Source organism: Acidobacteriota bacterium, assembly GCA_039030395.1.
Taxonomy (GTDB): Bacteria; Acidobacteriota; Thermoanaerobaculia; order Multivoradales; family JBCCEF01; genus JBCCEF01.
The window spans coordinates 51,930-65,418 of the sequence record JBCCEF010000004.1; the positions used below are offsets into that span (position 1 = coordinate 51,930).

Below are 13,489 nucleotides of genomic sequence, written 5' to 3' on the forward strand. Positions count from 1 at the left end.
CCGAAGGATAGCGCGGCCGACAGGATCACTTCCGTTCGCGCGGCAGGCGCACGGTGAATCGGGCGCCCCGCACCTTGCCGGCCACCGTCACATTGTCCGCCGTCAGGGTGCCGCCATAGCCCTCGACGATCGCCCGGGCGATGGCCAGCCCCAGGCCGATGTGACCTTCCCGGTCGGAATCCCGGCGATAGGTGAAGAAGCGGTCGAAAATGCGGTCCAGGTGTTCGGTGGGAATGCCGGGGCCGCGGTCGGTGACGGTCAGCGTGGTGAAGTCTTCGTCGGCCGTAAGCTGGAGCCGCACCGGCGGGCTGTCCGAGTTGCTGCGGCTGAAACCGATGGCGTTGTCCAGCAGGTTTTCCACTACCTGGGCGAGGCGCTCCGGCGTGGCTCGCACGAAGACCGGGGCGAGGTATCCCAGATCGACCTCCTCGCCGCGCAGTCGATAGCCCTCAGCCACCGCTGCCAGCAGCCGATCGAGGCGCAGGGGGCTCGCCTCTTCCTGGTCGATCATCAGGTCGATGCCGCTGATCTCGCGCACCGCCGACAGCAGGTGCTCCAGCCGCGCGCCCTGATCGAGGATCATGCGCTGGAAGCGCAGGCGGTCGTCGCCGGACTCCACGTCCCCGAGCATCTCCGCCGCCATGCGGATCGAGGCGAGGGGGTTTTTGAATTCGTGGGACAGCTCGGCGGCGAAGGATTCGGTCAGCCGGGCGCGCTGTTCGAGGCGGCGGGTGAGATCCTCCAGGGCGCGGGCCAGGTCGCCGATCTCGCCGCGCTTCTCGGAGCCCTGAAAGCGCCCCTTGAGGCGGCCCCGGCGGTCTACCAGGGCACGGGCCTCGTCCCGCAGGCGTACCAGCGGCCGGGCGATGGTGGTCGACACCAGGAGCGACAGCACGAAGGCGGCGACCAGCGAGGCGGCGAACACCTGCAGGTTCGACAGGCGCACCTCCGACAGGGCGCGCAGGATGCGGAAGGTGGACTGCGAGACCAGGGCGGCGCCGATCACCCGCTCGCCGGCGGGGATGGGAATGGCGATGTGCAGGGTGGTAAAGGCGCGGCCCTCCGGCCCGCTGCCGCGGGTCACCCGCAAATCCGCTCCGTAGCGCCCGGCAAGGGCCTCCCGCACCGCCAGGCCGGAGAGCGTGCCGCCGGGCTCCGCCGTGCTGTAGAGGCCGGCTTCGGAGGTCGGCAATTCCGGCCCCGGCCGCACCCGCCGATAGAGCTGGTAGGCCGCCGAGGCGACCCGGTAGAGGACATTCTCGCGGCTGGCCGGCGGGTCGTTCCGCGAGATCTTCGAGGTGACCTCGGTCTGATCGCGCCGCGGCCCGAAGCCGCTTGAATCGGCCACCACCCGACCGCTCGCGTCGACCACCCGCAGGCGGGCCTCGAGGCGCCGGTTGAGGGCAGCGAGAACCCGCTCCGCCTCGGCCACGTCGAGGCCTCCGGGGTCGCCGCCGGTGCCGGCGGTGGTGCTGTCATCCGCCGCGCCGCGGGCCAACGCCGCCGCCAGCAGCCGCCCCTGCTGCACCATGGCGCGCTCCTGGGAGGCGAGGAGCTGGCGCTCGTAGGTGCCGAGGGAGAGATTTCCCGCCACCGGCAGGAAGACCAGCAGGAAGTTGAAGGCCAGCAGGCGGAGGGTGAGGGGCGAAAGCGAGCGGAGGCGGTTCACCCCTCGGGCAGCTCCGCGTCCCGGTAGCGGTAGCCCAGGCCGTAGACCGTTTCGATGGCGTCGAATTCCGGCGCGGCGCCGGCCACCTTCTTGCGCAGACGCTTGATGTGGCTGTCGATGGTGCGTTCGCTGACATAGGTGTCGTGCGGATAGCCGTCCTCGATCAGTTGCTGGCGGGTCTTCACGTGGCCCGGCCGCCGCGCCAGGGAGCAAAGGATCAGAAACTCCGTCACCGTCAGCGGCAGGGCCTGATCGCACCAGCGCGCCTGGTAGCGATCGAGGTCGAGGTCGAGATTCCCCACCACCAACCGGCGCGAAGCGTCGCTTCCCGCCGATCCCAGGGCTAGCCGCCGGAACAGCACCTTCACCCGCGCCAGCAGCTCGCGCATCGAGAACGGCTTGCACAGGTAGTCGTCCGCCCCCAGCTCTAGGCCGAGCACCCGGTCGAACTCGTCGTCCTTCGAGGTGAGGAACAGGATCGGCAGGCGCTCCGAGGCGCTCCGCAAGCGGCGGCACAGCTCCAGGCCGTCCATGCGCGGCATCAGGATGTCGAGGATCACTACCTGCGGCGCCTCGCCGTTGGCCCGGCGCAGTGGGTTCTCCAGCGCTTCCCAGGCGGCGCCGCCGTCGGCATAGGCGTCCACCTGGTAGCCCTCCCGGCGCAGGGCGAAGCCCACCGTGTCGCGAATGTTCTCTTCGTCGTCCACCAGGGCGATGCGACCGCTTCCGTCAACGTTTCCGTGGGTATCCATGATCCCAATTTACGGAACGCCGCGGCCCTTGACAAGCGCTCGCGGCTCGTGCCCGCGCCTTGCCACATTCGGCCACGACACCGCCTCGAGAGCGGCTCGATCTCGGCACCGCGGCGCGCTCCAATCACCTTGCCGGCCCCTCCCAGACCCTTCGACCCAGGGCTCCTCAATCCTGAGGAGAGCGGCGGGGTCCGGCGCCAGTCCGCCATGACCGACGGTGATCGAGAGTCTTTGAGCCCTTCCAGACCCGGACGCGACCTTGCGGCAACCCTCGCTGGCGGCGGCCTCTACGGAGCGGTGCTCGGCTCATGGTCCGGTGCGGAACTGGCGCTTTACGCCGCGATCAAGCTGCCCCTGGCCTTGCTGGTGACGGCGGGCTTCGCCCTGCTGTTCAACGTGCTGATCGCCCGAGTCTTCGGGGAACGCCTCGGTTTCGGCGCGGTCGTTGCCCTCAACCTCGCCACTTTTGCCCGCGCCGCCGTCGTGCTGGCCTCGCTGGCGCCGGTGGCGGCGCTCTTCACCCATACCCTCGACGAGCCTTCGCCGGAAGCGCAAGCCACCCACAACCTGCTGTACCTGCTGCATGTCGCGGCCGTGGGCGGAGCCGGTCTAGCCGGCTGTCTCGCCTTGCGATCCCGCCTGCGGTGGCTGTGCGCCAGCGGCAAGAGCGCTCGCAACCTGTTCGTCGCCTGGGTGTTGACCCTCGCCCTGGTCGGCGGCGAGGTCACCTGGGCCCTCCGCCCGTTCGTCGGCAGCGTGCACCAGCCGGTGGCTTTCCTGCGCGCCGACGCCCTCGACGGCAACGTTTACGAATTCATCCTGCGCGACATCGCGCCTTTTCTGCTGGCCGCGCCCGAGCGGGCGGAGCCGGCGGGAGCATCCGCTGCAGATCCGAAGGAGAGGAAGAGATGACCGACGAAGAGTTGAAACCGAAAGTGAACTCCCCAGCCGTCGAGATCGAGAACGAAGGCGGCCTCCTGTCGCACGTTCTTTCGGCGGGAAGCGCCGGCGAGGGTCTCGCTCCGTGGATCGTCCGCGCCACCCTCCGGGATGTCGTGCGGCTCAGCGTCATCGCCCTGGCCTGTTTCGCCCTCTACGGCGCCCTTGCGGGCTTCTTCGAGCCGGGCGGCGGGCAAGTGTTCATCGCCACCCTCAAGGCCACGCTCATCGGCGCCGGCGCGCTCTTCCTTTGCATCCCGAGCTTCATCGTCTTCCACCGCCTCGGCGAAGTGCACGTTCCCAGCCGCGCCTTCGCTCCCCTCCTCGCCGGCTACGCCGCCTTCACCGGCCTGGTTCTTCTCGCCCTCGGCCCGATCCTCTGGTTGTTCTCGGTCTCCAGCCGCTCCCTCGGCTTCGTCGTCTTCTTCCACGCGCTGCTGTGGACCCTCGTCGCCCTCCTCGGTGCGAGATTCCTCTTCCGCTCCCTCGGCAACCGAGCGGCCGTCGGCCCGATCCTCGTGTGGTCGGCGATGTTCGGACTGGTGGTGCTCCAACTCGTCGCCTACCTGGGACCGGTGCTGGTGCGCCAACCGGAGGAGGCGCTGTTTCCGCTGGAGAAGGGGTCGTTTCTGGTGCGGTTTGTGGAGGCTGGGGAGTATGTGAGTGGGGAGGGGCAGTAGACAGGTATCGAGTAAGACGATATCTTACCCGACATGAAGACGACGATTTCAAGCAAAGGCCAACTCGTCGTTCCGGCGGAAGTTCGCCGGCAGGACCATATCGAACCCGGCCAAACCTTCGAGTTCGAGCGGCTGGATGATGGAGAGTACCGGCTGAAACGGCTCGATCCGCCGAAGAATCGAGGGTTGGTGGACTGGCTATTGAGCTGCCCTGAGAAAGGTTTCTTCGTTCCCATCGAATCGGAGTCGACAGACACCCTGTGACTCGCTACCTGGTGGACGCGAACGTCCTCAGCGAACCGACCAAGCCCGATCCTGCCCCAGAGGTCCTGGAATGGCTATTCCGACACGAACGCGAGATCGTGATCGATCCCATCGTCTTGGGAGAGGTCCGCTTTGGCATCTTGAGGTTGCCAAAGGGGCGTCGCCGGCGTCGTCTAGAAGAATGGTTCGACGAGGGAATCGCGTCGATCGAGTGTTTGAGTTGGAGCGCATCTACCGGGATGCGTTGGGCTAGGCTGCTGGCTGATCTCCGCGCTGCCGGTCGCGCCATGCCGATCAAGGACAGCATGATCGCGGCTTCGGCACTGGCTCAGAATCTCACGGTCGCAACACGAAATCAGCGTGATTTTGAACTGGCTAAAGTGAGATGGGTGGATCCCTTCAAGAATGACCTCGGGTAGATATGGACTTTCCCAGCCTCTACGGGCCTGACTCTGATCATTCGCAGGAGCTCGAACGATTGATAGACGCCAATCGTTCCAAACTGCTTGAGTCCTGGAGAGATAAACAGGCCGTGCTCGAGAAGAGCCTCGAGGGAATCAAAGCTGTCAAGGCGCTAGCGGTATCTCAAAGTCGGTCCGATGTGGCCCTTATGGCTAACGTGATGGGATACGTCAATGTTTGCTCGTTCGATCTAGCTGTCTTGGGCGAACTCTTGGTCTTTGAAAGAGATCCCTGGAAACGAAGGACCATTTCGTGTGCTCTCTAGTGATTCTCGATCGACGGCGCGGAGCCGCCGTGCCGCGCAATAAGATCGCACCCATGAGCGACGGATCCATCCCGATTCCTGAGGATATCCGCGCTGCGCGGAAGAGCCTCGCGGATCGCGTAGTGACCACTCCCACCTGGCAGTGGCGCAGCCGTGAACTGACCGAGCGCCTCGGCGACGACACCGCTGTTTTCCTAAAGCTGGAGATCTTCCAGGTCACCGGCACCTTCAAGGCGCGGGGCGCACTGCTGAACTGCCTCGATCTTCCCGAAGGCCAGGGGGTGACGGCGGTGTCGGCGGGGAATCACGCCATCGCGGTGGCCTTCGCTGCTCAAGCGACCGGGCGCCGTGCCAAGGTCGTGATGCCGGAGAACGCCGATCCGTTCCGGGTGGAGGCCGCCCGCGCCTGGGGGGCGGAGGTGCTGCTGGCGCCGGATGTTCATCACGCCTTCGAGCGGGTGCGGAAGATCGAGCGCGAGGAAGGCCGCTATTTCGTGCATCCCTTCGACGGACCGACGACGGCGCTGGGCACGGCGACTCTGGGCCTGGAGCTGTGTGAGCAGGTGCCGGATCTCGATGCGGTGATCATTCCCGTCGGCGGCGGTGGGCTGTGCGGCGGGGTGGCCGCGGCGGTGAAGCAGATGCGGCCGGCCTGTCGGGTGATCGGCGTTGAACCGACCGGGGCGGACTCGATGCACCGCAGCTTCGCCGCCGGCGAACCGCGCTCCATCGAGCGGGTGGACACCATCGCCGACAGTCTCGGCGCGCCCCACGCGGCGCAGTACAGCTTCGACCTCTGCCGGCGTTTCGTCGACGAGCTGGTGAAAGTGGACGACGACGCCATCCGCCACTCGATGGCGCTGCTCTTTCGCGAGATGAAGCTGGCCCTGGAGCCGGCGGCGGCCGCGGCCACGGCGGCCTTGTGGGGTCCGCTGCGAGAGTCGCTCCGCGGGCAGCGGGTGGCGCTGATTGTCTGCGGCACGAATCAGTCGCCGGAGAGATTCGCCGAGCATCTGCGGGCGGCGCCCGAGAGGGTGCCGTGAGGCGGCTCCCTTGAGGCGCTTTCTCGTACCGGTACGGGTGGCGGTGGGCGGCATTTTCGTCGCCTTTGGTGTCAACAGTTTCCTCGCCTTCGCGCCGATGCCCGAATTGCCGGGCGACGCCGGCACTTTCCTGACTCTCCTTTCCGAAAGCGGCGCTCTGGGGGTGCTGCGGGTCCTCCAGACCGCCGCCGGCCTGCTCCTGCTGGCGGATCGCTTCGTGCCGCTGTCGCTGGTGGTTCTCGCCTTCGTCCAGCTCAACGTTCTGCTGTTCCATCTGTTCTTTGAGCCGGTAATGTTGCCGGTCGCCCTCTTGCTCTTCGCGATGCTGGCCTTTCTGATCTGGTCATACCGCCACTCCTTCGTCGACCTGTTGGCGTCGCGGGCGGAGCCCGCGGACTAGATGCGGCGACCGCGGGGCCGCTGGGCTCCCTCGCCCTCGGGGCACTTTCACCTCGGCAGCGCCCGCACCGCGCTGGTGGCCTGGCTGTCCGCTCGACATTCGGGTGGCACCTTGGTGTGGCGGTTGGAGGATCTCGATCCGCCGCGGGTGTTGGCCGGCGCCGCCGCGGGCCAGATGGAGGACCTCCTTTGGCTGGGGCTCGACTGGGACGAGGGCTGCCGGCCGGGCGACGAGGAGGAGGGACCCTTTGCCCCCTACGCTCAGTCGCGGCGGGGCGATCTCTACAAGCGCGCTTTGCGCTGCCTGGCGGAACGGGGACGCCTCTTCCCATGTCGCCGCACTCGCAAGGATCTCCAGAGCCTTGCCACCGCACCCCACGGTGGCCCGGATGGTGCGGCCTACCCGGACCGGCTGCGGCCCCGCGACCTACCCCCGGACTGGTTCGATGAGCCCGAGTTCCTGCGCGACGCGGCCTTGCGCTTCCGGGTCGATGGCGAGGAGGTGCGCTTCCGGGATCTGCTGTTGGGTGAGCGGGCGGAGCGGGTGGATCGCACCGTCGGGCACTTCGTTCTGCAGCGCCGGGACGGCCTCTTCGCCTACCAGCTCGCGGTGGTGGTGGACGATTTGATGATGGAAATCGACGAGGTGGTGCGCGGCTTCGATCTCCTCGCTTCGACGGCGCGGCAAATTCAGCTCGCCCGGGTGCTTGCCGAAGAGCTCGGGGGCGCGCCGCCGGTCTACGGCCATGTGCCGCTGGTGCTGGCGGCAGACGGCGAAAAGCTTTCGAAGCGCAATGAGGATCTGACCCTGCGCTCGCTACGGGAGGCGGGCGTCGATCCGCGGGCGATGGTCGGCTACCTGGCCTGGAGCCTCGGGCTTCTGGGCGAGCCGAAACGGTGTGCACCGGCGGAGTTGATCGAAGGCTTCGCCTGGAACCGGCTGCGGCGTGAGGATCATGTGCTTCCGGAGGATGTCAAGGTGACCTTGCGCGGCTAGTAGCCAACGAGCGGTTAGGGCTGCAGGAATCTGCACTTCGGCCCGGAGGCCTGAGTCAGGCGTTGATCAAGGGTTGCCAAGGGTGTTGCAAGAGCTTCTGCCAGGGCGATATAGAAGGCGTCGTAGCAGGTGACGTTGTCCCGCAATTCCCAGACTCGTTCTGCGACGGGCTCGAATGGGAGAAGGGTGATCGGAAACGCCAGAAGGTCGAGTCGACTCTTTTCTGATCTCGATGGGTCGAGTTGTTCCGAAGCATGCATCCGTCGGATGACGTTGGTCGCCTCAACCAAGGCAAGCTCAGGCCCGAAGATTTCGTACTCCAGAATGACTTGCAGAGCCCACGCTCCCTTGGCTTTCTTATTCGTAAGGGCTGCGACCAGAACGGAAGCGTCGACTACGCAAGCTCTCACCGACGATCCGCGTCCCGGTGGCGAAGGATCTCTTCGATGGAGATGCTAGTGGGAGAAGCAGCTTTCTCAGCGGCCACCTTCGCAACCCATTCGGCTCGAGTTGGCTTTTCAGCAATGCGCTTCAGGGCCGCCAGAAGGAATTCCTGCATTGACCTACCCTCGCATTGGGCCTTCTCAGCTAGTTTGTCTTTGATCGCTATCGGGACGTGTCGGACTGTGATTTGAACACCCATGATGGCATATTGCCATCATGGGTGGCGAAATTCAAGACTCTCTCATCCGGTTGGAGGAATCGGGCCACCACGCCCTGCGATAATGCGGGCTCTGCCTCCCACCCGTCGCCCATCGTTCAGGAGAACTCCATGATCCGCCGTTTTCTCGCTGTCCGTCCCCTTCTCTCGTCGATCGCTCTAAGCCTTCTCTGCGCTGGGTTCACCGCCGGCTGTGCCGCTCCGGAGCCTCCGGAGCCGCCTTCGGATCTGCTTTTTGCGGTGCGGGTCAATGGCCCCGTCGGACTGATCGACTCGCTCGGCAACGTGGTGGTGGAGCCGCAGTTCGAGGTGGCCGGGCGGATGTCCGAGGGCAAGATCGCCGTCGCGTCGGAGGGCAAATGGGGGTTTCTCGACCAGCAGGGCGAGTGGGTGATCGAACCGACCTTTGCGGATGTCGACCGGTTCTCCGATGGCCGGGCGGCCTTCGTGGTGGGCGGTGCGAAGCGTCAGGAGTATCGGGAAGGCGAGATCGTGGATCTCACCGGTACCGGCGATCGGCCGAAGCGCGGTGGCTACATCGACGAGGGCGGCCAGGTGGCGATCGAGCCGGCGTTCGATGGTGTGACGGTGTTTTCCAGCGGTCTGGCGGCGGTTCGCATGCGAGGTCTGTGGGGGTACGTGAACCGAGCCGGCGAGATGGTGATCGAGGCCCAGTTCGAGCAGGCCGGCGCTTTCCACGACGACCGCGCCGCGGTGATCAGGGCCGAGGGTGACGCCGGCTTCGTGGACCCCGACGGGCGCTGGATCGGCGGCTTTACGGAGACCTACCGCTTTGGCCAAGGCTTGGCTCCGGCGCGGGTGGAAGATGGCACGTGGGGATTTGTGAATCCTGAGGGTGAGTGGGTCCTGGAGCCCGGCTATTTCTGGGCCGGCCACTTCTCGGAAGGCCTGGCGCCGGTGCGCATCGGGCGCGACTGGGCCTACATCGACGCCGCCGGTACGGTGGTGATCGAGCCGCAGTTCGAGCACGCCCACTCCTTCTCCGAGGGCCGCGCGGCGGTGAAGGTGCGGGGCCAGGGCTGGGGCTTCGTCGATGCCACCGGCCAGCTCGTCGGTGAGCCGGTGTGGCAGCGGGTGGACGATTTCTCCGGCGGCCTCGCTTCGGTCAAGAAGAACGCGACGGATTGGGGCTACGTGGGTCTCGACGGCTCGGTGGTTTGGGAGCCCTCCAGCTAGCAGGACTGAGAAAGTCGGACATGGTTTCTCTCAGTCCTGCTAGCTATTCGTTTCAGGGGGCTTGGCGCCCCCCTCGCCGCGAGGCGGCTCACCCCCGTCCTCGGCGAGTCGTTGCCCCGCCGCCGAGCCCTTCCGGGCTCGGTCGCGGCACAGTGCACTCGGCACTCTGCTAGGGAGGGCGGATTGCAAGGGGAAGTTTTGAGAGCAAAGCGATATGCGGTTTGGGTTCTGCTCGGGTTGGCGATGGCCACGGCGGCTTTCCCTCAGCCGGGGGAAGCCGTGCCGCAGCTGCTGGTGGAAAGCCCTGAGCGCTACGAGCGCCAGGCGGAGCGCATTCGGGACTTCGATCCGGAGCGGATGACGGTGGCGATGCGCCTGGTCGGTTTGGAGCAGCCCGGGCCGCCGATCCGGGTGATCCTGGCGCCGGAGGGTTCGCCGGAGGCGCGGGCGGTGCGCGACTGGGTGGCCGGTTACGCGGTGGGAGCCGACGGGCCGATCGTGCTCTTTCCGGCCCGCAGCCCGAGCTACCCGGACAGTTCCCTCGAGGAACTGATGCACCACGAGGTGGCGCACATTCTGATCTCTCGAGCCGCCGCCGGACGGCCGGTGCCGCGCTGGTTTCACGAGGGGGTGGCGATGGCCGCCGGCAGCGCCTGGAACCTGGGCGACAGCTCGCGCTTTTCCCTCGACGTGCTGCGCCGCGGCCGCACGCCGCTGGCGCGGGTCGATCGACTGTTCGCCGGCGGAGGCGCCGCGGCCTCCCGCGCCTACGCCGTTTCCGGGGCTTTCGTGGAACACCTGAGGGGACGCCATGGCCCGTGGGTCACCGGCGAAATCCTTTCGCGCATGGGAGCCGGCGCCAGCTTCGAGAACGCTTTCCAGTCGGCGACCGGCGACACCGTGCAGGAGGCCGAGGAGGTCTTCTGGCGGCGCCAGACTTTCTGGCGCCGGTGGGTGCCCTTCCTGACCAGCGGCACGGCCTTGTGGCTCGGCATCACCCTGCTGGCGCTGCTGGCCTTTCGGCGCCGCAAGCAACGCGACGAGGCGATGGCCGAGCGCTGGGAGCGGGAAGACCGCTGGCGCCAGCCGGACCCGTCCCCTCGACCGCACCGGACGTTCCCGAAGCCGACCGATCCGGACTCTTTGGTCAATTGATCCGGTCGCCGGATCCGTACACTGCGACGAGCGCACCTCTGGACGCTGATCCCGCCGGTCGCTGGAGACCGGTTTTCTTGAATAGGTAGAACTCCATGGAACGAGAGCGACGAAAGAAGAACTCCCTGCGGCGTTTCCTCGCCGTGTTGATCTTGCTGGTATTGGTCTTCTGCGGTCTGGCGATGTTTCGGGTCGGCGGCGAGCCGTCCGTCTCGATGACGCCGGAGATGCCCGGCATCGGCCGCGCCACGCCGGTCACGGTGCGCCTCGCGGAGCCCCGCCGTGGACTCTACCGGGCGCGGGTCGAGCTGGTGCAGGAGGATCGCACCTTTCCGGTGACGGAGAAGACCTGGCGGCCGCAGCCGGCCTGGAAGCCGTGGGGCGCCAAGACGGCGGAGGATCTTCTGGCCTTCGAAGTGGGGGGCGACACCGTCGAGGAGCTGAAGTCCGGCCGGGCGAGTTTGCGGGTAATCGCCGAGCGCGCCGATAGCTGGCTGCGTCGGCCGCAGCCGGTGGTGGCGGAGATGACCCTGCCGGTGCGCCTCTCGCCGCCCACCATCGGGGTGATTTCCAGCCAGCACAACGTGCAGCAGGGCGGCAGCGGGGTGGTGGTCTACCGCCTCGGTGAAGGCGCCACCGAGAGCGGTGTGGCGGCCGGTGAGCGTTGGTTTCCGGGCTTTCCGCTGCCCGGCGGCGGCGGTGACTACTTCGCCCTTTACGGGTTGCCCTACGACCTGGATGACTCGATGGCCGTCACTCTGGTCGTCCAGGATGATGTTGGCAACCGCGCCGAGCGGCGCTTTCTCGATACCTTCGCCCCCAAGCCCGTCGCTCAGGGCACCATCCGCCTGAGTGACGACTTCATGACGCGGGTGGTGCCGGAGATTCTCGCCAAGACGCCGTCCGTGCGGGCCGGCGAGACGGTGCTCGACAGCTACCTGGCGATCAACGGCGAGCTGCGTAAGGAGAACCGACGCTGGCTGGTGGAGCTGGCCGCCGAGTCCGCGAAGGAGTTTCTGTGGAGCGAGCCCTTCTTGCCGATGAAGAACGCCCAGGTCATGTCGCCCTTCGCGGTGCGCCGCACCTACACCTACAACGGCGAGCCGGTGGACACCCAGTACCACTTGGGATTCGACCTCGCCTCGGTGCGGCGGGCGCCGATCGAGGCGGCCAACGCCGGGGTGGTGGTGGCGGCGCGTTTCGTCGGCATCTACGGCAACGTGGTGGTGGTCGATCACGGCTACGGCCTGATGACCCTCTATGCGCACCTGTCGTCAACGGAGGTGGAAGAAGGCGAGCGGGTAGAGCGCGGCCAGGTGCTCGGGCGGAGCGGTGAAACGGGCCTGGCCGGCGGCGATCACCTGCACTTCGGCATCTTGATCCAGGGTATGCCCGTCACGCCGGTGGAGTGGTGGGACCGCCAGTGGATCCGCGACCGCTTCGCCGCCAAGCTGGGCGAGGCGTTTTCCTACCAGGACTGACCCCCATGAGAATCGTCTCCCTCGCCTGCTCGAACACCGAGATCGTCTGCGCCCTCGGTTGCGGCGACCGGTTGGTCGGGGTGGACGACCACTCGGACTTTCCGGCGCCGGTGGTCAAGGCCCTGCCGAAGGTGGGGCCGGACCTCGAGATCGACATCGCCGCCGTCGCCGCCTTGAAGCCGGACCTGGTCCTCGCCACCTTGACGGTAGACGGCCACGAGCGGGTGGTCGAAGGCCTGGCGGCGGCCGGCCTGCCTTACCTGGCGCCGGAGCCGACGGGCCTGGAAGACGTGTACTCGGATATCGAGCAGATCGCCGGGCGCTTGGAGGTGCCGGAGCGCGGCGCGGCGCTGGTGGCGGAGATGCAGGCGGCGCTGGTCCCTCGGGCGCCGGCCGCCGAGACGCCGCGCATTCTCCTCCAATGGTGGCCGAAGCCGGTGATCGCCCCCGGCCGCCTGAGCTGGATGACTGACCTCATCGCCGCCGCCGGAGGGATCAACCCCCTGGGTGAGGACATAGTCAAGAGTCGTCCGCTGACGGTGGAGGAAGTGCGGGACCTCGAACCGGACGCGATGGTGCTCTCCTGGTGCGGCGTGGCGCCGGAGAAGGTGCGGCCGGACGTGATCTACCGGGAGGAGGCCTGGCGGGAGCTGCCGTTTGTGCGGCGGGGACGGGTATTTCGTATTCCGGAGGCGATCACCGGCCGGCCGTCGCCCCGATTGGTGGAAGGGTTCCGGGCGCTCCGCTCGGTCGTGGAGTCCGTTTCAACACAAGCGAAATAGGTGTTTCGCCAGCCAGGCTTCGGTGCGCTCGAAGTCCGGATAGGCGCGCTCCCGGCGCCGGAATTCCGCGCCGTGGATGATCCGCCGTCGCCCCGGCCGGGAGATCGGCGGGTAGACCGCGTGCAGCATCTCGTGGTGAATCACCGTCGCCAGGACGAATCGGGGTACCCGGCGGCTGTCGAGAGCCGGATGGATGCGGATCAGATGCGAATCGGCGTCGTAGGAGCCGAGGCGCAGGGACTTCTGTCGCCGTCGGCGCCCCTGGCGACGACCCCAGGTCACTTCGGCGGTGATCGGTGGATCGAAGTGGTGTTCGTTGAGGTGGTCGAAGAGCAGCCGGAGGTCCCACACCGCACCCTGGGTGGTGATCGGCGGGGTGCGGGCCGGTGATGAACGCACCCGACGGGCGTCGCGCTGTGCTTCGAAATAGTCACGGACGGCGGCCAGAGCCGCACGTCTTTGAGCATGGGGCATGCACAGACGCGCGAGCTGTTCCACCACTTCATCGGGCGCTTCGGCGAAGACCCGGTGGGCGCGAATGGAAAGGGCCGGAGCGGTGGCGCCCCCGCTCGCCGGCTCGCTGCGGACCGTCAGGAGGCGGCTCTTGTTGTCCGTCAGCACGACCTTCGCCACCGCCTCCGGCAGCAGAGAATCGAGGCGGGCGCGCAGCCCTTCGGCGAGAGAACTGTCCATGGAGGTCACATCCTCGATACTATGTCGTCACCGATCCCGATGGCGGAGGG

14 protein-coding genes are annotated in these 13,489 nt (G+C 67.1%); 11 read left to right on the forward strand and 3 right to left on the reverse strand.

Features of this window, described 5'->3' with window-relative positions:
* Window positions 1–25 precede the first annotated feature (25 nt).
* Window positions 26–1,669, reverse strand: coding sequence for an ATP-binding protein (locus AAF481_06110; GenBank protein MEM7480727.1), 1,644 nt, complete (start codon window positions 1,667–1,669; stop codon window positions 26–28).
* Entirely contained in the window at window positions 1,666–2,421 is a 756-nt protein-coding gene (locus AAF481_06115; protein ID MEM7480728.1) for a response regulator transcription factor, read from the reverse strand. Before AAF481_06115 ends, AAF481_06110 begins: the two co-directional genes overlap by 4 nt.
* Before the next feature lie 231 nt (window positions 2,422–2,652).
* On the opposite strand from AAF481_06115, the gene AAF481_06120 reads away from it, so the two are divergent.
* The 11 genes from AAF481_06120 to AAF481_06170 all read left to right on the forward strand — a co-directional run bounded on the left by AAF481_06120 (window position 2,653) and on the right by AAF481_06170 (window position 12,746).
* Entirely contained in the window at window positions 2,653–3,333 is a 681-nt protein-coding gene (locus tag AAF481_06120) for a hypothetical protein (protein ID MEM7480729.1), read from the forward strand.
* Complete coding sequence (locus AAF481_06125) at window positions 3,330–4,040, forward strand: hypothetical protein (protein MEM7480730.1); 711 nt, start codon at window positions 3,330–3,332, stop codon at window positions 4,038–4,040. Before AAF481_06120 ends, AAF481_06125 begins: the two co-directional genes overlap by 4 nt.
* Before the next feature lie 33 nt (window positions 4,041–4,073).
* Entirely contained in the window at window positions 4,074–4,304 is a 231-nt protein-coding gene (locus AAF481_06130) for an AbrB/MazE/SpoVT family DNA-binding domain-containing protein (protein MEM7480731.1), read from the forward strand.
* Window positions 4,301–4,723, forward strand: coding sequence for a PIN domain-containing protein (locus AAF481_06135; protein MEM7480732.1), 423 nt, complete (start codon window positions 4,301–4,303; stop codon window positions 4,721–4,723). Before AAF481_06130 ends, AAF481_06135 begins: the two co-directional genes overlap by 4 nt.
* A 361-nt stretch (window positions 4,724–5,084) precedes the next feature.
* Window positions 5,085–6,074, forward strand: a complete 990-nt coding sequence (locus AAF481_06140; GenBank protein MEM7480733.1) for a pyridoxal-phosphate dependent enzyme — start codon at window positions 5,085–5,087, stop codon at window positions 6,072–6,074.
* Between the two features lie 10 nt (window positions 6,075–6,084).
* Window positions 6,085–6,474 (forward strand): hypothetical protein, encoded by a 390-nt coding sequence (locus AAF481_06145; protein MEM7480734.1) that lies wholly within the window; start codon window positions 6,085–6,087, stop codon window positions 6,472–6,474.
* Window positions 6,475–7,470, forward strand: a complete 996-nt coding sequence (locus AAF481_06150) for a glutamate--tRNA ligase family protein (GenBank protein MEM7480735.1) — start codon at window positions 6,475–6,477, stop codon at window positions 7,468–7,470.
* 772 nt (window positions 7,471–8,242) lie between these two features.
* Window positions 8,243–9,328, forward strand: coding sequence for a WG repeat-containing protein (locus tag AAF481_06155; protein ID MEM7480736.1), 1,086 nt, complete (start codon window positions 8,243–8,245; stop codon window positions 9,326–9,328).
* A gap of 198 nt (window positions 9,329–9,526) precedes the next feature.
* The gene (locus AAF481_06160; GenBank protein MEM7480737.1) at window positions 9,527–10,483 is read left to right on the forward strand and encodes a hypothetical protein; all 957 of its coding nucleotides are present in this window, start codon (window positions 9,527–9,529) and stop codon (window positions 10,481–10,483) included.
* Window positions 10,484–10,578: 95 nt separating this feature from the next.
* Window positions 10,579–11,964, forward strand: a complete 1,386-nt coding sequence (locus AAF481_06165) for a M23 family metallopeptidase (protein ID MEM7480738.1) — start codon at window positions 10,579–10,581, stop codon at window positions 11,962–11,964.
* 5 nt (window positions 11,965–11,969) lie between these two features.
* Entirely contained in the window at window positions 11,970–12,746 is a 777-nt protein-coding gene (locus tag AAF481_06170; protein MEM7480739.1) for a cobalamin-binding protein, read from the forward strand.
* Here AAF481_06170 and AAF481_06175 read toward each other — a convergent pair.
* Window positions 12,729–13,439, reverse strand: coding sequence for a hypothetical protein (locus AAF481_06175; protein ID MEM7480740.1), 711 nt, complete (start codon window positions 13,437–13,439; stop codon window positions 12,729–12,731). The genes AAF481_06170 and AAF481_06175 overlap by 18 nt on opposite strands.
* Window positions 13,440–13,489: the final 50 nt, after the last annotated feature.

Excerpts from the sequence above, each read along its gene's own strand:
- AAF481_06175 (MEM7480740.1), bottom strand. The coding sequence starts at position 13,439 with ATGGACAGTTCTCTCGCCGAAGGGCTGCGCGCCCGCCTCGATTCTCTG.
- AAF481_06155 (MEM7480736.1), top strand. The coding sequence starts at position 8,243 with ATGATCCGCCGTTTTCTCGCTGTCCGTCCCCTTCTCTCGTCGATCGCT.
- AAF481_06165 (MEM7480738.1), top strand. The coding sequence starts at position 10,579 with ATGGAACGAGAGCGACGAAAGAAGAACTCCCTGCGGCGTTTCCTCGCC.
- AAF481_06115 (MEM7480728.1), bottom strand. The coding sequence starts at position 2,421 with ATGGATACCCACGGAAACGTTGACGGAAGCGGTCGCATCGCCCTGGTG.
- AAF481_06140 (MEM7480733.1), top strand. The coding sequence starts at position 5,085 with ATGAGCGACGGATCCATCCCGATTCCTGAGGATATCCGCGCTGCGCGG.
- AAF481_06170 (MEM7480739.1), top strand. The coding sequence starts at position 11,970 with ATGAGAATCGTCTCCCTCGCCTGCTCGAACACCGAGATCGTCTGCGCC.
- AAF481_06130 (MEM7480731.1), top strand. The coding sequence starts at position 4,074 with ATGAAGACGACGATTTCAAGCAAAGGCCAACTCGTCGTTCCGGCGGAA.
- AAF481_06125 (MEM7480730.1), top strand. The coding sequence starts at position 3,330 with ATGACCGACGAAGAGTTGAAACCGAAAGTGAACTCCCCAGCCGTCGAG.
- AAF481_06150 (MEM7480735.1), top strand. The coding sequence starts at position 6,475 with ATGCGGCGACCGCGGGGCCGCTGGGCTCCCTCGCCCTCGGGGCACTTT.